The sequence below is a fragment of the Rhodococcus sp. W8901 genome, from assembly GCF_013348805.1.
In the GTDB taxonomy this organism is placed as follows: Bacteria; Actinomycetota; Actinomycetes; order Mycobacteriales; family Mycobacteriaceae; genus Prescottella.
In genome coordinates this window covers 5602498-5622294 of record NZ_CP054690.1, presented here as the reverse complement: position 1 = coordinate 5622294, position 19797 = coordinate 5602498, and the positions used below count along the sequence as shown (strand labels likewise).

Annotated in this window: 20 protein-coding genes; 10 read left to right on the top strand and 10 right to left on the bottom strand. The window is 68.7% G+C overall.

Annotation, left to right across the window (positions count from 1 at the left end; all coding sequences use genetic code 11):
* Positions 1-80 precede the first annotated feature (80 nt).
* Entirely contained in the window at positions 81-695 is a 615-nt protein-coding gene (locus tag HUN07_RS26170) for a TetR/AcrR family transcriptional regulator (protein ID WP_174914158.1), read from the bottom strand.
* A 92-nt stretch (positions 696-787) separates the two neighbouring features.
* Here HUN07_RS26170 and HUN07_RS26165 point away from each other — a divergent pair, with 92 nt between their 5' ends.
* The 4 genes from HUN07_RS26165 (at position 788) to HUN07_RS26150 (ending at position 4636) form a co-directional block, all read left to right on the top strand.
* Positions 788-2020 carry an acyl-CoA dehydrogenase family protein gene (locus HUN07_RS26165; RefSeq protein ID WP_174914156.1) on the top strand — a complete coding sequence of 411 codons (1233 nt, stop codon included), beginning with the start codon at positions 788-790 and terminating at the stop codon, positions 2018-2020.
* Positions 2021-2028: 8 nt separating this feature from the next.
* Positions 2029-3099, top strand: coding sequence for a phosphotransferase family protein (locus HUN07_RS26160; protein WP_174915039.1), 1071 nt, complete (start codon positions 2029-2031; stop codon positions 3097-3099).
* Positions 3099-3860, top strand: coding sequence for an SDR family oxidoreductase (locus tag HUN07_RS26155; protein WP_174914154.1), 762 nt, complete (start codon positions 3099-3101; stop codon positions 3858-3860). Before HUN07_RS26160 ends, HUN07_RS26155 begins: the two co-directional genes overlap by 1 nt.
* A gap of 185 nt (positions 3861-4045) precedes the next feature.
* Positions 4046-4636 carry a M23 family metallopeptidase gene (locus HUN07_RS26150; protein ID WP_174914152.1) on the top strand — a complete coding sequence of 197 codons (591 nt, stop codon included), beginning with the start codon at positions 4046-4048 and terminating at the stop codon, positions 4634-4636.
* A 25-nt stretch (positions 4637-4661) separates the two neighbouring features.
* Here HUN07_RS26150 and abc-f read toward each other — a convergent pair whose 3' ends face one another.
* The 7 genes from abc-f to HUN07_RS26115 all read right to left on the bottom strand — a co-directional run bounded on the left by abc-f (position 4662) and on the right by HUN07_RS26115 (position 11637).
* The gene (abc-f, locus tag HUN07_RS26145; protein WP_174914150.1) at positions 4662-6272 is read right to left on the bottom strand and encodes a ribosomal protection-like ABC-F family protein; all 1611 of its coding nucleotides are present in this window, start codon (positions 6270-6272) and stop codon (positions 4662-4664) included.
* A 288-nt stretch (positions 6273-6560) separates the two neighbouring features.
* Positions 6561-7658, bottom strand: coding sequence for an inositol-3-phosphate synthase (locus HUN07_RS26140; RefSeq protein ID WP_114720131.1), 1098 nt, complete (start codon positions 7656-7658; stop codon positions 6561-6563).
* Positions 7651-8217 carry a PadR family transcriptional regulator gene (locus HUN07_RS26135; protein ID WP_022598568.1) on the bottom strand — a complete coding sequence of 189 codons (567 nt, stop codon included), beginning with the start codon at positions 8215-8217 and terminating at the stop codon, positions 7651-7653. Before HUN07_RS26135 ends, HUN07_RS26140 begins: the two co-directional genes overlap by 8 nt.
* Before the next feature lie 107 nt (positions 8218-8324).
* Entirely contained in the window at positions 8325-8990 is a 666-nt protein-coding gene (locus HUN07_RS26130) for a DUF1707 domain-containing protein (protein ID WP_254622688.1), read from the bottom strand.
* Complete coding sequence (locus HUN07_RS26125; protein WP_114720129.1) at positions 8987-9835, bottom strand: DUF1707 SHOCT-like domain-containing protein; 849 nt, start codon at positions 9833-9835, stop codon at positions 8987-8989. Before HUN07_RS26125 ends, HUN07_RS26130 begins: the two co-directional genes overlap by 4 nt.
* Before the next feature lie 90 nt (positions 9836-9925).
* The gene (locus HUN07_RS26120; RefSeq protein WP_174914148.1) at positions 9926-10768 is read right to left on the bottom strand and encodes a DUF1707 SHOCT-like domain-containing protein; all 843 of its coding nucleotides are present in this window, start codon (positions 10766-10768) and stop codon (positions 9926-9928) included.
* A 2-nt stretch (positions 10769-10770) separates the two neighbouring features.
* Positions 10771-11637: a DUF1707 SHOCT-like domain-containing protein gene (locus HUN07_RS26115; RefSeq protein WP_254622687.1), complete on the bottom strand. Its 867-nt coding sequence runs from the start codon at positions 11635-11637 to the stop codon at positions 10771-10773.
* Between the two features lie 148 nt (positions 11638-11785).
* Between HUN07_RS26115 and HUN07_RS26110 the strand changes: the two genes are divergently transcribed.
* The 3 genes from HUN07_RS26110 (at position 11786) to HUN07_RS26100 (ending at position 16486) form a co-directional block, all read left to right on the top strand.
* Complete coding sequence (locus HUN07_RS26110; RefSeq protein ID WP_174914146.1) at positions 11786-12205, top strand: DUF5318 domain-containing protein; 420 nt, start codon at positions 11786-11788, stop codon at positions 12203-12205.
* Positions 12206-12737: 532 nt separating this feature from the next.
* Positions 12738-14876, top strand: a complete 2139-nt coding sequence (locus HUN07_RS26105; RefSeq protein ID WP_441346836.1) for a transglycosylase domain-containing protein — start codon at positions 12738-12740, stop codon at positions 14874-14876.
* A 23-nt stretch (positions 14877-14899) separates the two neighbouring features.
* On the top strand, positions 14900-16486 hold the full coding sequence (locus HUN07_RS26100) for a glycosyltransferase family 87 protein (protein ID WP_254622685.1): 1587 nt from the start codon (positions 14900-14902) through the stop codon (positions 16484-16486).
* 83 nt (positions 16487-16569) lie between these two features.
* Here HUN07_RS26100 and HUN07_RS26095 read toward each other — a convergent pair whose 3' ends face one another.
* The gene (locus tag HUN07_RS26095) at positions 16570-16995 is read right to left on the bottom strand and encodes a DUF2752 domain-containing protein (RefSeq protein WP_174914144.1); all 426 of its coding nucleotides are present in this window, start codon (positions 16993-16995) and stop codon (positions 16570-16572) included.
* 56 nt (positions 16996-17051) lie between these two features.
* Positions 17052-18389, bottom strand: a complete 1338-nt coding sequence (locus tag HUN07_RS26090) for a glycosyltransferase 87 family protein (protein ID WP_174914142.1) — start codon at positions 18387-18389, stop codon at positions 17052-17054.
* A gap of 185 nt (positions 18390-18574) precedes the next feature.
* Between HUN07_RS26090 and rpsF the strand changes: the two genes are divergently transcribed.
* From rpsF to rpsR, 3 genes are all read left to right on the top strand, one after another.
* Complete coding sequence (gene rpsF / locus HUN07_RS26085) at positions 18575-18862, top strand: 30S ribosomal protein S6 (protein ID WP_114720115.1); 288 nt, start codon at positions 18575-18577, stop codon at positions 18860-18862.
* Between the two features lie 104 nt (positions 18863-18966).
* Positions 18967-19500 carry a single-stranded DNA-binding protein gene (locus HUN07_RS26080; protein WP_114720113.1) on the top strand — a complete coding sequence of 178 codons (534 nt, stop codon included), beginning with the start codon at positions 18967-18969 and terminating at the stop codon, positions 19498-19500.
* Between the two features lie 39 nt (positions 19501-19539).
* On the top strand, positions 19540-19782 hold the full coding sequence (rpsR, locus tag HUN07_RS26075) for a 30S ribosomal protein S18 (protein ID WP_114720111.1): 243 nt from the start codon (positions 19540-19542) through the stop codon (positions 19780-19782).
* Positions 19783-19797 lie beyond the last annotated feature (15 nt).

Here is a 19797-nt window from a genome sequence, read left to right as displayed (position 1 = left end):
AAACATTTCGGCCTCGCGCCAATCTGTACCTTTCTGTACCTTTTCGAGGGTTGTGTACAAAATTGGCGCGGGCACGGAAGTCATGTCTGCGGCCGGTCCGATTCCCACGGTGCGGGGTGCCCGGGCGGCATCGGCAGCGCCGCGAGCGCGTGGTCGACGACGCCGTCGACGGTGAAGACCGGCTCGATCGTGCGGTCGATGGCGAGGCTCTCGACCATCGACCACCATCCGCGCAGGAGCATCCGTGCCTCGGGGGACGGCTGTGTGTCGGTGGCCTCGAGGGTGCGCTCGACCATGGTGTCCTTCATGTGTTCGCGGATCTCCTGGATCTGCGGGTCGGCGCCGAAGCCGCCGTGGAAGAAGGACTGGTAGTTCGCGCCGTGCCGGTCGATGAACGAGACGAACGCGTGCACGACGGTCCTCAGCGGTTCACCGGACGCGTCGTCGGGGTCTGCCTTCGCGGCGCGCAGCAGGCGCCGGGCGGCCGCGCCGACGACGGCGACGTAGTAGTCCTGCTTGGTCGGGAAGTACCGGAACAGCAGGCCGCGGGAGATGCCGGCCTTCTCGGCCACCAGGTCGATCGACAGCGCATGGATGGGCCGAGCCGCGAGTTCCTGCAGGCCGATCGCGACGAGTTGCCGCTTGCGCTCCTCCGGTGGGAGCCGCCGCCGGGGGGCCGCAGTTTCGGTCGACACGAGATGACACCGTCCAGGATCTTGATTGCGGGGCAAGTCTACGTTTAGGTCAACTGAGCAATGCTCAGTTAGTCGACGGCACGGAGGCTGGCATGGATTTCGCACAAAGCGCGCGGTCGAAGGAGTACCTCGATCGACTGCGGGCGTTCATCGCGACCGAGGTCGCGCCCGTCGAGGCGCGACTGCGGGCCGAGCGGGTGGCACCGTTCGCGCAGCGCGCCGACGTTCCTGGTGCCGCGATGTGGCAGGTGTCCGACGAGTTCCGCGCGCTGCAGGCCGAGGCCCGCGCGCAGGGCCTGTGGAACCTCTTCCTGCCCGACGCCGAACTCGGCGCCGGCCTGACCAACGTCGAGTACGCTCCGCTCGCCGAGGAGATGGGACGGTCGCCGTTCGTCTCCGCGATCTTCAACTGCGACGCCCCCGACACCGGCAACATGGAGGTGCTGTACCACTACGGCAGCGCCGAGCAGAAGGAGCGCTGGCTGACACCGTTGCTGGACGGTGAGATTCGGTCCGCGTTCTGCATGACCGAGCCCGACGTCGCGTCGTCCGACGCCACCAACATGGCGGCGACCGCCATCGTCGACGGTGACGAGGTGGTGCTGGGCGGCCGCAAGTGGTGGAGCACCGGGATCGGCAGCCCCGACTGCAAGATCCTCATCTTCATGGGTCTCACCGACCCGGAAGCGACCAAGCACCAACGGCATTCGATGGTGCTGGTGCCGATGGACACCCCCGGTGTGAAGGTCGAGCGGATGCTCTCGACGATGGGCTTCTACGACGAACCCGGTGGGCACGGCGAGGTGTCGTTCACCGACGTCCGGCTGCCGCTGGACGCGATCATCGCCGGTCCCGGACGGGGATTCGAGATCGCGCAGGGCCGGCTCGGGCCGGGCCGCGTGCACCACTGCATGCGCCTGATCGGCCTGGCCGAGGCCGCACTCGAACTCGCGATCCGCCGCGGCACCGAACGCGTCGCCTTCGGCAAGCCGCTGGTCAACCTCGGGGGCAACCGCGAGCGCATCGCCGACGCCCGCATCGCGATCAACCAGTTGCGGCTGCTGGTGCTCAACACCGCCTGGCTCCTCGACACGCAGGGCCTGTTCGGTGCGCGGTCCGCCGTCTCCGAGATCAAGGTCGCCACCCCCCGCGTGGTGCAGCAGGTGATCGACTTCGCAATCCAGATCCACGGCGGCGGAGGGCTTTCCGAGGACTTCCCGCTCGCCGGTGCGTGGACGGCGGCCCGCGCGCTGCGCCTCGCCGACGGCCCCGACGAGGTCCACCAGGGTCTGGTCGCCCGCTTCGAGCTGGGGAAGTACCAGTGAGCCCGAAGATGCCGGCGCTGCCGGACAACGCGCGCACCGTCCGCGGCGAGGACGCGTTCGACGTCGATGCCATCGCACAGTGGTTGCGGGACAACGGCTCCGCTGAACTCGAAGGCGTCCCCGAGGTGCGCCAGTTCGCGGGCGGGGCGTCCAACCTGACGTACCTGCTGCGCTACCCGGATCGCGACCTGGTGCTGCGCCGTCCGCCGGCCGGCGCGAAGCCGTCGTCCGGGCACGACATGGTCCGTGAGTACCGCATCCAGTCGCTGCTCGCGCCCGTGTACCCGCACGTGCCGGCGATGGTCGGCCTGTGCACCGACCCGTCGGTGCTCGGCAGCGACTTCTACGTCATGGGACGCGTCGAGGGCGCCATCCTGCGTTCCGCTCCCCCGGCCGAACTGGGACTCACCCCGGAGAACACGCGTGAGCTGTGCCTGCGGGTGATCGACCTGCTGATCGAACTGCACGGCGTGGACCCGGCGTCGGCGGGCCTGGAGGAGTTCGGTCGCGGCACAGGGTACGTCGCCCGCCAGGTGGCCGGTTGGACCAAGCGTTACGCGGCCGCCCGCACCGACAACGTGCCGGACTTCGCGCGGGTCGCGAAGTGGCTCGACGACAACCGGCCGGCCGACGTCGCCTCGCGGGTGATTCACGGCGACTTCCGGCTCGACAACATCGTGCTCGGCGACGACCTGCGGCCCCGCGCCGTCCTGGACTGGGAGCTCGCCACGATCGGCGATCCGCTGATGGACCTCGGCTCGAGCCTGGCGTACTGGGTGCAGGCCGACGATCATCCGATGATGCAGGCCACCAAGCGGCAGCCGTCGGACCTGCCGGGCATGCTCACCCGCCGCGAGATCGTCGACTACTACGCCGAGCGCACCGGGCTGCCCGTCGACGACTGGGGCTTCTACGAGGTGTTCGGGCTCTTCCGTCTCGCGGTGATCGCGCAGCAGATCTACTACCGCTACCACCACGGGCAGACCACCAACCCGGCGTTCGAACACTTCTGGATCGCGGTGGGCTACCTGGACACTCGCTGTAACGAACTGATCGACACGATGACGGAGGGCAAGTAGTGGGCAGCCGCGCGCCACGCAGGAACATTCTCATCACGGGCGCCAGCTCGGGTCTCGGCCGCGGGATGGCCCGCGAATTCGCCGCGCGGGGACGCAATCTCGCGCTGGCGGCCCGCCGGACCGAGCGGCTCGAGGAGTTGCGCGACGAACTGCTCGCCGCGCATCCCCGGATCCGGGTGGCAATCCGCAAGCTCGACGTCGACGTTCACGACCAGGTGTTCAGCGTGTTCACCGAGTTCGACGAGGAACTCGGCGGCCTGGACCGGGTGATCGTCAACGCCGGCCTCGGCAAGGGGCAACCGTTGGGCACCGGGTACTTCCGCGCCAACGCAGCGACGGCGCGCACCAACTTCCTTGGTGCCCTCGCGCAGAGCGAGGCGGCGCTCGAGTTGTTCCGCCCGCGGGACGCCGGACACGTGGTGCTGATCTCGTCGGTGAGCGCGATGCGCGGCATGCCGCGCAACCTCACCACCTACGCGGCGTCGAAGGCGGGGGTCGCGGCGCTCGGTGAGGGCATGCGGGCGGATCTGGCGAGGACCGGCATCGACGTCAGCACCATCTTCCCGGGCTTCATCCGCTCCGAGATCAACGAGAAGGTGAAGAAGGTGCCGTTCATCGTCGACACCGAGACCGGTTGTCGCGCGCTGGCGGCGGCGATCGAGAAGGAACCGAACAAGGCCTACGTCCCGGCGTGGCCGTGGTCGCCGGTGTCGATGGCGATGAAGGTGCTGCCGCTGTCGGTGGTGTCGAGGATGGCGTAGGTCGGCGCGGACGGCGGTATCCCCCTGACCTGCACGGATCGAGAAACCGGTCGGTTTATAACGCGCCAAGATAAATATTCGATAACGCTCGACGGATTGATATAGCTTCGTTACCCTTTTGTGACGGGCCCCATGGGAGCACCCCTCCTCGGGCCGATGGGCAAGACACAAATGAGGTAATACCCATGGGCAAGCACCACCAGCCATCGCACCGTTTCGTTCGCAAGATCAACCCCTCCGAGTCCGCCGCCGGCCGCCGGTCGCGGAAGGCGGCGGCATTCGTGGCCATCGCCGGGACCCTCCTCGTCGGAGGGACGCAGCTCGGCGCCGCCACCGCCTCCGCGGCCCCCGCGGCCGGCTTCGTCCACAGTGTGGTCTCGAGTTCCGCTGTGGTACAGCCGGTTTCCGGCACCCTGACATCCGGCTACGGCCCGCGCGGTGGCAGCCACCACGACGGCATCGACATCGGTGCGAGCATCGGCACACCGATCTACTCGGCCGCCGCCGGATCCGTGATCTCGGCCGGCCCGGCCTCCGGATTCGGGCAGTGGGTCCGCGTGCAGCACAACGACGGCACCATCACGGTGTACGGCCATGTCGACACCTACCTCGTCAGCGTCGGCCAGCGCGTCACCGCGGGCCAGCAGATCGCCACGGTCGGCAACCGCGGTCAGTCGACGGGTCCTCACCTGCACTTCGAGGTCTGGGATCCCAGCGGCCGGCAGGTCGATCCGCAGGTCTGGCTGCGGAGCAACGGCGTCCACCCGACGTGGTGACCGGCCCGCTGATCCGGTAGTCGGGTCACAGCGCGAGGTGGTCGCCGCGGAATCGTCGACGCATCCGCCTGTCATGGGTCACCAGGACGACGGTGCCCGCGAACGCGTCGAGCGCCTCCTCCAGCTCCTCGACCAGCGCCGGCGACAGGTGATTGGTGGGCTCGTCCACCAGCATCAGGTCGGCGCCGCTGGTGACCAGCAGCGCGACCTCGAGGCGTCGGCGCTGGCCGAACGACAGATCCGCCAGCGGTCGATGCAGATCGTCGGGCCGGAACAGGCCCAGCAAGAGCAGTTCCGCGGCCGCCTCCTCCACGTATCCGGGTCGCTCGGCGGCGAACGCCTGCGACAGCGTCGCCGTCGCGGGCCATGCACGTCCCGTCTGCCGCAGGAATCCCACCTGCGTGGGCGCGTGAACGTCGCCGCGGTCGGGGACGACCTCGCCCGCGATCACCCGCAGTAGCGTTGTCTTGCCTGCGCCGTTGGGGCCGGTCACCAGGAGGCGACCTCCGGGCCGCACCTCGAGGTCGGGGACCGTCAGCCGTGAGCCGACGCGCACGTCGTGCAGCCGAACCAGCGGGCCCTCGGGCGACTGCGGGACCCGCGCGGACAGCGGCGGGGTGAATCGCAGCGGATCCGGCGGTGGCGCAACCTCGTTCAGTGTCAGCCTCTCGATCCGCTCCTTGGCGTTGCGGATTCGTCCCATCGCCCCGTGAGCACGACCGCGGGCCCGGAACGCGCCGTGGCCGAACCCCGCCTTGTCCTGTTTGCGGGGGATCGCCTCCAGCCGAGACGCATTCGCCTCGACGAGTCGTGCGTTGCGGGCGAGTTCGAACCGCCAGTCGTCGTACTCCTGCAGGTGCCGTCGCCGCTCGGCCGCCTTCGCGGTGAGGTACCCGTCGTAGCCGTCCCCGTAGCGCCGGACATCCCGGTCGGCGACCTCGAGGATCACCGGCGTCAGACGCGCCAGGAACTCGCGATCGTGCGTCACCGCCACCACGGTTCCCCGGTGGCCGAGCAGACGCTCCTCGAGCCACGCGACGGCGGCGTCGTCGAGGTCGTTGGTGGGTTCGTCGAGCAGGAGCAGTTCGGCGTTCGAGGCCAGACTCGTGGCGAGTGCCAACCGGGTCTGTTCCCCGCCCGAGAGCGTGCCGAGCCGACGGGACCGGTCGAGGTGCGGCAGGCCGAGCGCGTGCAGGCCGCCGTCGACCCGATCGTCGACCGTGTAGCCGTCGACAGCCTCGAAAAGGCTTGTGGCATCGGTGTATTCGGTGAGCAGGATCGGCAGTTCGTCCGCGTCGGCGCTGGAGAGGCGCTGTTCGGTGCCGCGGATCCGCGCTTCCAGTGCGCGCACGTCGCGGAGGATGTGATCGATCGCCGCCTGGACCGTCGCATCGTCGGGCAGGTCCAGCGACTGCGCGGCGTACGCGACGCCACCCGGTGCGACGACGCGGACGTCACCGTTGTCGGGGGGTGTGCGTCCGGCCAGCAGTGCGAGCAGGGTCGACTTGCCGGAGCCGTTGTCGCCGACGACACCGACCTTCTCGCCCGGCGCGATCGACAGATCGACACCGTCGAGGACGACGCGATCACCGAAGCGCTTCGAGACGGCGCGGAGGGAGGATTGAGGGACGGGCATGGTGCGGTCCTTGCCCCCGGAACAGGTCCGGGTGATCGAGAGGAATGAGTCCTCGCACGACCGACCCGTCCGAACGGAGGTGCGTGCGCCCAGGACTCGCCGCGGAGCATGCTCGACGCGGCGTCCCGATCTAGGAATTCAGTGTGCCCATGCCGACGAAGGTAACACCGGCGATCCGTACCGGCCACCGATTATCCGCGGCCACACCGAAACCGGCTCGAAAACACCTGTGGCGGTGGATGAGTCCGGAGACTCACCCACCGCCACAGGTGCGTTGTACGGCTGGTTCTACTCGGCGCCGATGATGAAGGCCTCGAGCTCGGTGCGAGCCTTGTCGTCGGCCATCTGGACCGGCGGGGACTTCATCAGGTATGCCGAGGCCGGCAGGATCGGGCCGCCGAGGCCGCGGTCCTTGGCGATCTTCGCTGCACGGATGGCGTCGATGATGATGCCGGCCGAGTTCGGGGAGTCCCAGACCTCGAGCTTGTACTCCAGGTTCAGCGGGGCGTCACCGAAGGCGCGACCCTCGAGGCGGACGTACGCCCACTTGCGGTCGTCGAGCCACTCCACGTAGTCCGAGGGACCGATGTGGACGTTGCGGTCGTGGACCTTGCCGGCGAGCGAGCCGGTCAGGTTCGACGTCACGGCCTGGGTCTTGGAGACCTTCTTGGACTCCAGGCGCTCACGCTCGAGCATGTTCTTGAAGTCCATGTTGCCGCCGACGTTCAGCTGGTACGTGCGGTCCAGCACCACGCCGCGGTCCTCGAACAGCTTCGCCATCACGCGGTGGGTGATGGTGGCGCCGACCTGCGACTTGATGTCGTCGCCGACGATCGGGACACCGGCCGCGCGGAACTTCTCGGCCCACTCCGGGTCGGAGGCGATGAAGACGGGCAGCGCGTTGACGAACGCGACACCGGCGTCGATGCAGCACTGCGCGTAGAACTTGTCGGCCTCTTCCGAGCCCACCGGCAGGTAGGACACGAGGACGTCGACCTTGGCAGCCTTGAGCGCGGCGACGACGTCGACGGGCTCGGCGTCGGAGACCTCGATGGTCTGCGCGTAGTACTTGCCGATGCCGTCGAGCGTCGGGCCACGCAGGACGGGGACGTCCAGCGGCGGGACGTCGGCGATCTTGATGGTGTTGTTCTCGCTGGCGTTGATCGCCTCGGACAGGTCGAACCCGACCTTCTTGGCGTCGACGTCGAAGGCGGCGACGAACTGGACGTCGCGCACGTGGTACTGGCCGAACTTGACGTGCATCAGGCCGGGGACGGTGGAGTTCTCGTCCGCGTCCTTGTAGTACTGCACGCCCTGGACCAGGGACGAGGCACAGTTACCCACGCCCACAATGGCTACGCGCACCGCGGTGCTGTTCTCACCCATGGTCGGGTTCTCCTTCGTTTTTCTTGGGTGCTGTTGCTGTTGATGATTGTTCGGCGGCGATCAGCTCGTTCAGCCACCGCACTTCCCGTTCGCTCGACTCGAGACCGAGCTGATGGAGCTGGCGGGTGTAGCGGTCGAGTGACCCGGTGGCCCGCCCGACGGCGTCCCGGAGACCCTCACGGCGCTCCTCGACCTGACGTCGCCTGCCTTCCAGAATTCGCATCCGCGCCTCGGCGGGGGTGCGGCTGAAGAAGGCAAGGTGCACGCCGAACCCGTCGTCGGTGTAGTTCTGGGGCCCCGTGTCCGCCACCAGCTCGGAGAAACGCTTCCGACCGGCGGGGGTGAGCTCGTACACGCGGCGCGCCCGGCGCTTGACGGTGCCGTCCGCGCCGGCGTCCTCGGCGATCAACCCGTCGGCCTGCATGCGCCGAAGGGTCGGGTAGAGCGAGCCGTAGGAGAAGGCGCGGAACGCACCGAGCAGGCCGGTCAGCCGCTTACGCAGCTCGTATCCGTGCATGGGTGACTCGAGGAGCAGCCCGAGAATTGCGAGCTCGAGCAAGATCACACCCCCTGAGTGTCCCGAACATAACCGACAGATGCGATTGCCAACTATATCGCACCGATATATACGGGCACACAGTTGAGCGAAAACAGCAGGTGGAAGACCTACTGGTCGGCTCGGTAGACCTCGCGGACGGCGCCGTCGAAGCCGACCGTCAGGAAGCCCTGCGCGCCCGTGGTCTCGTTCCACAGGTGGATACTCACGACCGGCCCGTTGTCGTCGTCGCGCTGCGCGATCAGATAGACCCGGGTCGGGTCGGCCACGCCGAGGGTGCGGTCGGCGCCGTAGACGAGCCCGATCAGCTGGGGGACGTTCGGGCGGAGCTCGGTGAGGTCGACGGGTACGCCCTCGGTGCGGCCGGGTGACCTTCCGTTGTCCGTCAGCTGTCCGTCCTCGTACCGATACGACTGCTCGCTACCGGGCGCACCGGGTACCGGGCGCGAGATCGACGCGTAGTCGGGGTAGATCGTCAGGCTGTCGACCTCCGAGTCGCCCAGTTGCCGGTCGATGTCGTCGAGCATCTGCCCGAGCCCCGCCGCGGTGATCAGCTCGGTGCCCACCGTGGGGCCGGCCGGACCGGCATGATCCCGATTCGAGGTGACCACGACGATGCCGCACACCACGACGACGGCCGCCGCGAGCGCGACGATCCAGCGAGTGCTCTGCGGCTGTGGCGACGGCGCGACGGTGTCGCTCGGCGCCGGCGGCGCCTGCAGGTCTCGGACGAGTCGATCGAGGTTGTCCGGGGTGCGGCGGTTCGGCATGCTCATCGCCCCTGGGCCGGCGAGACGTCGACCACGGTGCCGTCCATCCGCGTGTCCACCATTCCCGTTTGTTCCTCGCGGTCCTCGAACAGGTAGCTGACCAGGCCCTCCCCCGCCGTCGAATCCGGTCGCACGAAGATGTGCTCGACCTGGGCCGCCGGCATCCCGACACGGCCCGGTCCTGTCGCGAGAACCTCGGCGAGTCGGTCGACGTCGAGGGCCGCGAGGTCGACCGTGGTGGTGTCCAGGGGTCGCGAATCGGGCTCCCGCACCGTCGAGAACCCGCCGCGGAAGCTCCAGTCCTGTGCGCGATGCGGTTGGCCGTCCAACATCCGGGTGAAGAACACGTAGGTCGGGTAGAAGATCACGTCGTCCACCTGCAGATCACCGAACTTCAGCTCGTACTGGCGCAGGAAGTCGCGGATCCCCTCGGGTGAGCGAGGATCGAGCGGCTCGACCACGATCGGCTGCGGCTCGCCGGGCGCGACAGGGGCCGGTTCGGCCGCGACGACCGCCTCGGGCGCCGCGGCGTCGCCTCGATTCGTGTACATCACCGTTCCGCAGATCGCCACGACCGCAACCACGATCGCGGCCACAGCGCGACCCGGGACACGTCTGCGAGGTGCCGGCGTGGCCTCCCGTGCGGCTTCGACGAGATGCTCGGGAATCTGCAGGTCCTCGACGAGAGAGGCGAGTTCCCCGAGCGTCTTGGCCTTCATGGCCTGCGCGGTCCGGGTCTGATACTCGGTCGGATCGAGTTGCCCCTCGCTGTATCCGGCGTCCAGGAGTCCACATGTCTGGGCGCGATCGATGTCGCGCGCGCGGGCTTTGGCGGAGACGGGGGCGGACACGTCCGTGATCCTAGGAAACCGTTCGGACTGTTGTGCAACCACGTCCGAACCGACGAACTACACGGGTGGAGAAGATCGAGCACGAAGTGCCTACTGGTCGGCTCTACGGACTTCCAGAATCTCGCCGTCGAATCCGATGGTCAGCCACCCGTTGGCAGCGATGTCCTGATTGGACGCCAGGATCTCGACGGCCGGTATGTCGACGGAGCGGTCGCGGTCGATCGACAGATGGACCGAGTCCGGGTTCGGCACTGCGACGCTCTGCTCGATCCCGCGTACCAAGCCGATCAGCTTGGGCAGGTTCGGCCGAAGTTCCGCGAGGTCCACCGGAACGGTGGGTGTGCGGGTTCCACCGTCGTCGGGACCGTCGAAGGTGGGACTCCCGGATTCGATCTCGTAGCTGTACCTCTCGCTCCGGCCAGGCTTTCCCGGGACGGGGCGAACGATGTCGGCACGCTCGGGGTACACGCGCAGCTCGTCGACCTCCAGGCCGCCGAGCTTCTGCTCGAGGGTGTCGAACAGGCGGTTCATCTCGGTGAGCGTCAACAGGTCGGACGATTCCGCATCGACGGCGGCGACGCCCGGGGCGGCGGAAGGAGCGTCTTCGCCCGACTGCGTCAGGACCACGGCCCCGCCCACCGTGAGCACGGCCGCGATACCGAGAGCGGCGATCCACCGCATGCTCCGGTCCCGCGGTGGGGCAGGAACCGCATTCGACAGCTCCCGCGGAACCTGCAAGTCCCGAACGAGGCGGTCCAGATCGCCCAGCGTGCGTGCCGTCGCCGCGGATTCCAGGCGGGCGCGGTGTTCGTCCTCGGACAACTGGCCGGTGCCGCGCGCCGCGTCGAGCACCTCGCACACACCGTCGCGGTCACTGTCACGGGCGCGTAGGCGCAGGGAGGTCGCGAGGTTTCGGCGTTCGGTCGGTGTCATCGTCACCTGTCCGCAGTTCGGACGTCGATCTCGTCGCCGCCGAGTGTCGTGTACACGCTGCCGGATCGCTTGTCAGGGCTCTCGACGCTGATCGCCACCTCGGCCTCGCCGCCGGTGGTGCGGACGTCGATGTCGCCGATCCGGCCGGTCGAGAGCCGTACCCGATCCGGGGCCGTGGCGAGGTTGGCCGCCAGCCGGTCGAGATCGATGTCGGCCAGGTCGATCGCTTGTGTGTCGGGGCCTCGCCCACTCGGGGTCATCGACGGCTTGAACCCGTTCATGAAGTCGTACCGCTGGTACAGGTGTGGTGCCCCGTCGACCGCGCGGTCCACCGACGCCCGCTCGGGGTAGAAGATGGCGCGATCGACCAGGGTGTGCTTGAACTTGGCGCGGTACCGGTCGATGAAAGCCCGGATCCCCTCGACGGTGGTCGTGTCGATCGGCTCGATCACGATCGCGTCGGGCTCGCCCGGAATCGGTGCCGGCAGCGGCGCGGGTTCCTCGGCAGCGGCAACGACCTCCGGCGCGGCGGGCGTCTGCGCGGTCTCGTCGTCGCGTGCGACGAAGAACACGGTCCCGATCACGACGGCGACGGCCGCGATGGCAGCGGCGATCACCGGCCCGCGCCGTAATCGACGGGGTGCGGTGGCGGTCCGGAGTGCGGTCTCGACGAGGTGCGCGGGAATCTGCAGGTCGGACACCAGCGCGTCGAGTTCACCGAGCGTCTTGGCCTTCATCGCGGCGGCGGTGCGGGCGTCGTGCTCGGTCGTGTCGAGCTGGCCCTCGCTGTATCCGGCGTCGAGCACTCCGCAGGTCTGCGCGCGATCGATATCGCGCGCACGAGTACTGGAGGAAGCCTGCCCGGACACGGTCGTGATCTTAGGAAACCGCTCGGACGGTCGCCCGGCACCACCCGTTTCCGGCGGTACCGTCGCATGTCAAGACCTTGTGTTCGTCCCCACGTGCGGCGCCTCCCGGCACACCCCGCCGACGGGTGACGCACGTACTCTGGTCTCCGTGCGGATACAGCGGCAGGTCGTGGACTACGCGCTGCAGCGCCGGTCCCTGCTCGCCGAGGTCTACTCGGGGCGGACCGGCGTGACCGAAGTCTGCGATGCGAGCCCCTACCTGCTGCGCGCGGCCAAGTTCCACGGCCGCAGCAGTTCGGTGATGTGCCCGATCTGTCGCAAGGAAGAGTTGACCCTCGTATCTTGGGTGTTCGGCGACAAACTGGGCCCGGTGTCGGGCTCGGCGCGGACACCCGAGGAACTGGTTCGTCTGGCCGCGACCGAGGAGGAATTCTCGGTCCATGTGGTCGAGGTGTGCCGCACATGCAGCTGGAACCACTTGGTCCAGTCCTACGTTCTCGGTGCGGTACCGGCACCGAAGCGGCCGAGGAGGACGTCCTCACCGCGCCGCCGCACCGCCAGTGAGTAGTAGTGAACCGACAGCGTAGGAAGCCGACAGCTGTGCCCACCGACCGACGCAACCGAGGACTGCCCACAGTCACCCGATTACTGGAGATTCGTACGTGAGTTCCCCCAACAACCCCCAGGGTCGACCTACCGGACCGCGGCGTCCGAACGGCCCGCAGCAGAGTGGACGACCGGCCGGGCAGCAGCCCGGCCGTCCCGTGGGTGGCCCCGGGGGCCCCGCGCCGCGCCGCAACCCGGGTCCCCAGCAGGGCGGTCGCCCGGCTTCACGGCAGCCGCAGCAGGGTGGTCGTCCACCGCAGGGAGGCCAGCGCCCGCCGCAGGGTGGACCGCGTCCGCCCCAGGGCGGCCAGCGTGCGGCACAGGGGGGACCGCGTCCGGCACAGGGTGGGGGCCGCGGTCCCGGTGGGCGTCCGCCGGCCGGCCCGCCGCCGACCGCACGCAAGTCCGGTGACGGATCGGGCGGTCAGCCGCCGAAGGGTCCGAAGAAGACCAAGTCCAGCAAGTGGAAGATCGCGCGCCGCACCGCGTACGCCGTGGTCGCGCTCGGCCTGATCGTGCCGATGCTGACGTTCATGGTCGCGTACATCGTCGAGGACGTACCGAAGCCCGGCGATATGAAGACCAATCAGGTCGCGACGATCCTGGCGTCGGACGGGACGACGGAGATCAGCCGCGTCGTGCCGCCCGAGGGCAACCGCACCGAGGTCACGATCGACCAGATTCCGGAGCACGTGCGCAACGCGGTGCTCTCGGCCGAGGACCGGAACTTCTACACCAACCCCGGATTCTCGGTCAGCGGTTTCGCGCGCGCGGCCCGCGACAACGTGCTCGGCAAGGACAGCGCCGGCGGTGGCTCCACCATCACCCAGCAGTACGTGAAGAACGCGCTCGTGGGTTCGGAGCGCTCGCTCACCCGCAAGATGCGTGAGCTGGTGATCTCGTCGAAGATGGCCAAGCAGTGGTCCAAGGACGACATCCTCGCCGCGTACCTCAACACCATCTACTTCGGTCGCGGCGCGTACGGCATCGCGGCCGCGTCCGAGGCGTACTTCGGCAAGCCGGTCGAGCAGTTGACGGTGGCCGAGGGCGGCGTGCTCGCCGCGGTCATCCAGCTGCCGTCGCTGCTGGACCCCGAGACCAATCCCACCGGCGCCCAGTCGCGTTGGAACTACGTCCTCGACGGCATGGTCGACAGCGGCACGCTCAGCGCCGCCGATCGTGCCGCCACCCAGTTCCCGCAGGTCATTCCTCTCGCCGAGGTCGACAACGGCAGCGGCGGCAACGGGCCGGAGGGCCTGATCAAGCAGCAGGTGCTGAAGGAGCTGTCGGCGGCCGGCATCAGCGAGCAGGACCTCAACACCGAGGGCCTGCAGATCACCTCGACGATCGACCCGCAGGCGCAGGCGGCTGCCGTCGACGCCGTCGAGACGTACATGGACGGTGAGCCGTCCGAGCTGCGGACCGCGGTCGTGTCCGTCGACCCGAAGTCGGGTGCCGTGCGCGCCTACTACGGCGGCGCCGACGGCGGCGGCTACGACTTCGCGCAGGCCGGCCTGCAGACCGGTTCGTCGTTCAAGGTGTTCGGCCTCGCGGCCGCGCTGGACCAGGGCATCCCGCTGTCGCAGATGTACGACAGCGGCCCGCTCACCGTCAACGGCATCACGATCGGCAACGTCGAGGGCGAGTCCTGCGGCACGTGCACCATCGCCGAGGCCCTCAAGCGTTCACTCAACACCAGCTTCTACCGGCAGATGCTGCAGATGGACGACGGCCCGCAGGCCATCGCCGACATCGCCCACAAGGCCGGCATCCCCGAGGACATCCCGGGCGTGGGCCCCTCGCTCACCGAGCCGGGCGGCGTCGGACCGAACAACGGCATCGTGCTGGGCCAGTACCAGTCCCGGCCCATCGACATGGCGTCCGCGTACGCGACGCTCGCGGCCTCCGGCGTCTACCACACGCCGCACTTCGTGCAGAAGGTCGTCACCTCCGACGGCACCGTGCTGCTCGACCGCGGCACGCCGACCGGCGAGGAAGTCATCGACGCCGCGGTGGCCGACAACACCACCGCCGCAATGACGCCGATCGCGGCGTACTCGCGCGGCCACGGGCTGGCCGGTGGCCGTCCGTCGGCGTCAAAGACCGGCACCGCGCAGCTCGGTGACACCGGCTCCAACAAGGACGCGTGGATGGTCGGCTACACCCCGTCGCTGTCGACGGCGGTGTGGGTCGGTACCGAGCAGGGTCTGCCGATCGAGAACAGCTACGGCGGAATGATCTACGGCTCGGGTCTGCCGTCGGACATCTGGAAGGCGACGATGGACGGTGCGCTGAAGGGCACCGACATCGAGAAGTTCCCGACGCCGGATCCGATCGCCGGTGTCTCGGGAGTTCCCGCGTACTCGGCACCGGCCGCGCCGAAGACGTCGTCGGCGCCCCCGTCGACCACGGCCCCGCCGACGACGACTCCGCCGCCGCTCGAGATCACCACGAGCAACATGGAGATCCTTCCGGGCGTGACGATCCCGATTCCGGGCATCAAGCCGGGCAAGCCCACCGACACGACTACCACTCCGTCACCGGAGGAGCCGACGTCGGGGCAGGAGCCGCCGGACACGACGGCCCCGGAGGGGCAGCAGCGAGCGGTCCCGCAGCCGGTCCCCGTCGGATAGCCCTTTCCCGGTAGCCTCGCGGGGTGGCCGACAACGCACCGGGCAGCACCGAGACCGACACCGGCGTCGAGCTGGTGTCGCCGGCGCCGCTCGCTGCGGATCGGCGCTCCGCGGACTGGCGGGACGTGCCGGGCCACACCGATCCGCTGACGGCACAACTGTCGTCGACGATCGGTGGCCCGGTCGGTCGGCACGCGCTGATCGGACGGACCCGCTTCTTCACCCCGATGCGGGTGATTCTGCTGCTGGCCGTGGTGTTCCTGAGTCTCGGTTGGTTCACCAAGGCCGGCTGCATCCAGCAGGGCCCGGTCGGCGCCGACGGCGCGCTGGGATTGGACTGGAGCGGCAACCGCCAGTACGTGGCGATGTGTTACTCCGACACCGTCCCGCTGTACGGCGCCGAACATCTCGACGAGGGCGCCTTCCCGTACAAGAAGTGGTGGGAGGAGCCGGCCGCCGACGGCTCCGTGCAGCGTCGCTACATGGAGTACCCGGTGCTGTCCGGGCTCTACCAGTACGCGTCGATGGTGGTCGCGAAGGCGTGGGACGCGACCCCGTGGCTGCCCGGCGGACTGCAGGTCGCGATCTACTTCAACGTGGTGGCGCTCGGCCTGGCCGCGGCGTGGCTGGTGACGGTGTGGGCCAGTGCGCTGCTGGCCGGCCGCCGCGTGTGGGACGCGGCGCTCGTCGCCTGCTCGCCACTGGTGATCGTCCACGCCTTCACCAACTTCGACCTGTTGGCGACGGCCTTCGCGGCCGGTGGTCTGCTCGCGTGGTCGCGCAAACGTCCGGTTCTCGCCGGCATCCTCCTCGGCCTCGGCGGCGCCGCGAAGCTCTATCCGCTGTTCCTGCTCGGCCCGCTGCTGGTGCTGTGTCTGCGTACGGGACGGATGCGCCCGTGGTGGCAGGCGACCGCGGCCGCGGCCGGAGCCTGGCTGGCGGTGAATCTGCCCATCGCGCTGCTGTTCCCGCGCGGCTGGGCGGAGTTCTACCGCCTCAACTCCGAGCGCGGCGCCGACCCCGACTCGATCTACAACGTCATCACCTCGTTCACCGGGTGGGCCGGCTTCGACGGCCCCCTCGCCGCGGGCGAGGCGCCCAGCGTGCTCAACGCGGTGTCGCTGCTGGCGTTCGTCGCGGTCTGCGCCGGTGTCGCCTGGGTGGCCCTGACCGCGCCGACTCGGCCCCGGGTGGCGCAGCTGTGCTTCCTGGTGGTGGCCGGGTTCCTGCTCACCAACAAGGTGTGGAGCCCGCAGTACTCGCTGTGGCTGGTGCCGCTCGCGGTCCTCGCCCTCCCCCACCGTCGGATCCTGCTGGCGTGGATGACGATCGACGCCCTCGTCTGGGTGCCGCGGATGATGTACTACCTCGGCGTGTCCAACAAGGGACTGCCCGAGCAGTGGTTCACCGGCGCCGTCGTGCTGCGCGACCTCGCAGTCCTCGCGCTGTGCGCACTGATCCTGCGTCAGATCTACCGGCCGTCGGAGGATCTGGTGCGGTTCGGCTTCATCGACGACCCCGTCGGCGGCGTCCTCGACCAGGCCGAGGACGCGCCACCGAAATGGTTGCCGGCATGGCTGCGCCCCCGGGTTCCAGTGCGCGCCGAGTGAGGTCCTGCTTCCGCTGGAGCGTGCTCTGTCGCCGAACTGCTGGGGCGCGGGAGTCGTTCGATCGGAGGGCTTTTCGTGACCGATCAGACCTGCAGGCCGGTGAACGGTGCGATCGGAATGTTCCTGAGCACGAACCAGATCGCGGCCGCAGCGAGCGCGACTGCCGGAATCCGTCGGAGATGCCGCGCGTCCAGTACCCGTCGACCCCGAACCCGGCCCCAGGTCCAGACGCCGTACCCGGCGAGGAGCAGGACCGCGACGACGACTCCCGACGCGTTGTACCGCCACGCGTCCGAGAGGTCGAAGTGGAGGAGCGAGTACAGCATTCGCGTGCCGCCACACAGCGGGCAGTCGATTCCGAGCAGCGCCTTCGTCGGGCACACCGGGATGACTCCGCCCGGCATCGTCGGATCGGCCCAGAGCACGAACCCGCAGGCGGCGACCGCGGCCGCCGCCACCGCCGCCGGTGCGGCGAGGCGGAGCGTCAGACGCTTCGGTGTGGACTCCATGGAATCCGAAACGTACCCCGGGACAGCCCGACACGGAGTGGTCCGGCTGCGCGCGGTCAAGGCGCCGCGGCCGGGACTGCCGCCGGCGGCCTCGTGGGGAGGGGATCGCCGCGCTCCGTCCGGCGCAGCGGGGCGCCGACGAAGACGAAGAACAGCACGACGAGCAGGGCGGCCTGCCCCCACACGCCGAGATTGACGACGAATTCGGTGGTGCCGGTGTCTGATCGGGTGGCGAGGGTGTCGAACCAGCGGAACACCCCGATGCCGAGCGTCAGGTCTGCCACCAGGTAGGCCGCGACCAGCGACCACGGCACCCGCAGCAGCACCAGGAAGGGGATCAGCCACAGCGTGTACTGCGGCGAGTGCACCTTGTGCAGCAGCAGGAACGCGCACAGCATCGCGCCGCTCACGCCGATCCACGGATAGCTGCCGTGGCGTTCGAAATGCTTCCAGCCCAGCCACACCGCGAGGGCCAGACCGGCGCACAGCGCGAGCGGCGACACGATGCCCACGACGTGGTTGTAGGTGTCGGAGCCGTGCAGGTCCACACCCATCAGTGGCCGCAGGCCCCAGTACCAGATGCTGTTGCTGGTGAGATCGGCCGTGCGCAGCTGCTGGAACGTGAACGACGCCCGCCAGCCGTCGTAGTGGGTCAGCGCGAACGGCACGTTGATCGCGACCACCGTTGCCGCCGCGGCCCCGAGTACCGCGGCGGCGCCCCGGACGTCGAGGCGGTTCCGGTCCCGGCCCTCGGTGAGGACGTACAGCGCCAGCGGCAGCACGAACAACCCCGGATAGAGCTTGAGGCAGAACCCGATCCCGAGCAGGACGGCGGCAAGCGCCGCGCGGGTGCGCAGCGACCAGCGGTGCGAGGCCATCACCGCGATCGCCCCGACCGACGTCGCGACGACGGGTAGCTCCCAGTTGTGGAACGCGTACAGCAGCAGCGGCGGACTCGCCGCCCACAGCAGCGCAGCGCGTCCCGCGAGCCGTCCGAGCATCCACGCGGTGAGCAGCCCGAACGGCGCCAGCAGCAGCGCCGAATGCAGCAGGAACGCGGCGTCGGTGTGGGCGCCGATCCCGCCGAGCCACATCAGCAGGCCGCTGAGCACCGGGTACTCGACGGTGCTGCCGGTGAGCACGCCGTCCGGGGTGATGCCGCCGGTGTACGGGAACAGGTGCTGGTCGATGCCGCGGCCCAGCCACAGGAGCTGGATATCGGAGTAGCAGACGTCGCGGTCCTTGATCCTGTCGAAGATCAGGCTGCGGCCGTCCGCGCCGAACGGCGGACCGATGCAGCGGGACTTGTCGAGGTATCCGAGGATCATCGTCAGCAGGCAGGCGGTGAGGATGGTGACCGTCGTTCCGGTCCGGATGTTCGCCGCCGCCCGCATGAAATCCAGCGTAGGGCGATCCCGGCGGCCGGTGGGATCGGCGACATCGGCGGGAAGCGACCGTCCGGACCAATTTCGCAGGTCAAAGGCTGCTCGTGTACCCTGCAAAGGTTGCTGACGCAACGACCCTCCTGCCACGGACAGTCCGTGGCCGTTTCACAGTCCATAGGAGGTGATGAGGTCTTATGCGTCATTACGAATTGATGGTCATTCTCGACCCCAGCCTGGACGAGCGCACCGTCGCCCCGTCGCTGGATACGTTCCTCAATGTCGTCCGCAAGGATGGCGGCAGTGTCGACAAGGTCGACGTGTGGGGTAAGCGTCGTCTCGCGTACGAGATCGCCAAGAACAGCGAAGGCATCTACGCGGTCATCGATATCACCGCCGAGCCGGCCACCGTCAACGAGCTCGACCGTCAGCTGGGTCTGAACGAGTCGGTGCTTCGTACGAAGGTCCTGCGCCACGGCAAGTGATTCCCGTCTGATCCAGGCACAGGTTTCAGTCGGTACCGGCGACGTCGGTACCAGCACCTAGGCTCTGGAACAACAGGAACTCCACACACAGCAGGAGGAACCACATGGCAGGCGACACCGTAATCACCGTCATCGGAAACCTGACGGCTGATCCCGAGCTTCGTTTCACCCCCGCGGGTGCCGCGGTCGCGAACTTCACCGTCGCGTCCACGCCCCGCACCTTCGACCGTCAGACCAATGAATGGAAAGACGGCGAGGCCCTGTTCTTGCGCTGCAACATCTGGCGTGAGGCAGCGGAGAACGTTGCGGAGAGTTTGACCCGCGGCTCGCGAGTGATCGTGAGCGGCCGGCTCAAGCAGCGCTCCTACGAAACTCGTGAAGGTGAGAAGCGCACTGTCGTAGAGCTCGAGGTCGACGAGATCGGCCCCTCGCTCCGTTACGCCACGGCCAAGGTCAACAAGGCCAACCGTGGTGGCGGCGGTGGCGGGGGCGGCTTCGGTGGCTCCTCCGGCGGATCCGGCGGCGGACGTCCGGCGTCCAACAATTACAGCCAGGGCGGAGACGATCCGTGGGGCAGCGCGCCGCAGGCGGGCTCCTTCGGAGGCGCCCGTGGCGGAGACGACGAACCGCCGTTCTGATCCGTACCCGATCGGAACATCCAGAAAACGGAGAAAGACATGCCGAAGCCGCCGCTGCGCGACAAGGTTATGAAGAAGAAGGTCTGCACGTTCTGCAAGGAAAAGAACACGCAGATCAACTACAAGGACACGACGCTGCTGCGTAAGTACGTCAGCGACCGCGGCAAGATCCGCGCCCGCCGTGTCACCGGCAACTGCGTTCAGCACCAGCGCGACGTGGCCGTTGCCGTGAAGAACTCGCGTGAGGTGGCCCTGCTGCCTTACGTCTCGACGGCTCGCTAAGGAAAGGGAGGGACG

Bases quoted from the DNA above. Each gene is read 5' to 3' on its own strand.
- HUN07_RS26165 (WP_174914156.1), top strand. From the start codon at position 788: ATGGATTTCGCACAAAGCGCGCGGTCGAAGGAGTACCTCGATCGACTG.
- rpsF (WP_114720115.1), top strand. From the start codon at position 18,575: ATGCGTCATTACGAATTGATGGTCATTCTCGACCCCAGCCTGGACGAG.
- HUN07_RS26080 (WP_114720113.1), top strand. From the start codon at position 18,967: ATGGCAGGCGACACCGTAATCACCGTCATCGGAAACCTGACGGCTGAT.
- rpsR (WP_114720111.1), top strand. From the start codon at position 19,540: ATGCCGAAGCCGCCGCTGCGCGACAAGGTTATGAAGAAGAAGGTCTGC.
- HUN07_RS26160 (WP_174915039.1), top strand. From the start codon at position 2,029: ATGCCGGCGCTGCCGGACAACGCGCGCACCGTCCGCGGCGAGGACGCG.
- HUN07_RS26090 (WP_174914142.1), bottom strand. From the start codon at position 18,389: ATGCGGGCGGCGGCGAACATCCGGACCGGAACGACGGTCACCATCCTC.
- abc-f (WP_174914150.1), bottom strand. From the start codon at position 6,272: ATGCCCGTCCCTCAATCCTCCCTCCGCGCCGTCTCGAAGCGCTTCGGT.
- HUN07_RS26095 (WP_174914144.1), bottom strand. From the start codon at position 16,995: ATGGAGTCCACACCGAAGCGTCTGACGCTCCGCCTCGCCGCACCGGCG.
- HUN07_RS26150 (WP_174914152.1), top strand. From the start codon at position 4,046: ATGGGCAAGCACCACCAGCCATCGCACCGTTTCGTTCGCAAGATCAAC.
- HUN07_RS26120 (WP_174914148.1), bottom strand. From the start codon at position 10,768: ATGACACCGACCGAACGCCGAAACCTCGCGACCTCCCTGCGCCTACGC.
- HUN07_RS26130 (WP_254622688.1), bottom strand. From the start codon at position 8,990: ATGAGCATGCCGAACCGCCGCACCCCGGACAACCTCGATCGACTCGTC.
- HUN07_RS26140 (WP_114720131.1), bottom strand. From the start codon at position 7,658: ATGGGTGAGAACAGCACCGCGGTGCGCGTAGCCATTGTGGGCGTGGGT.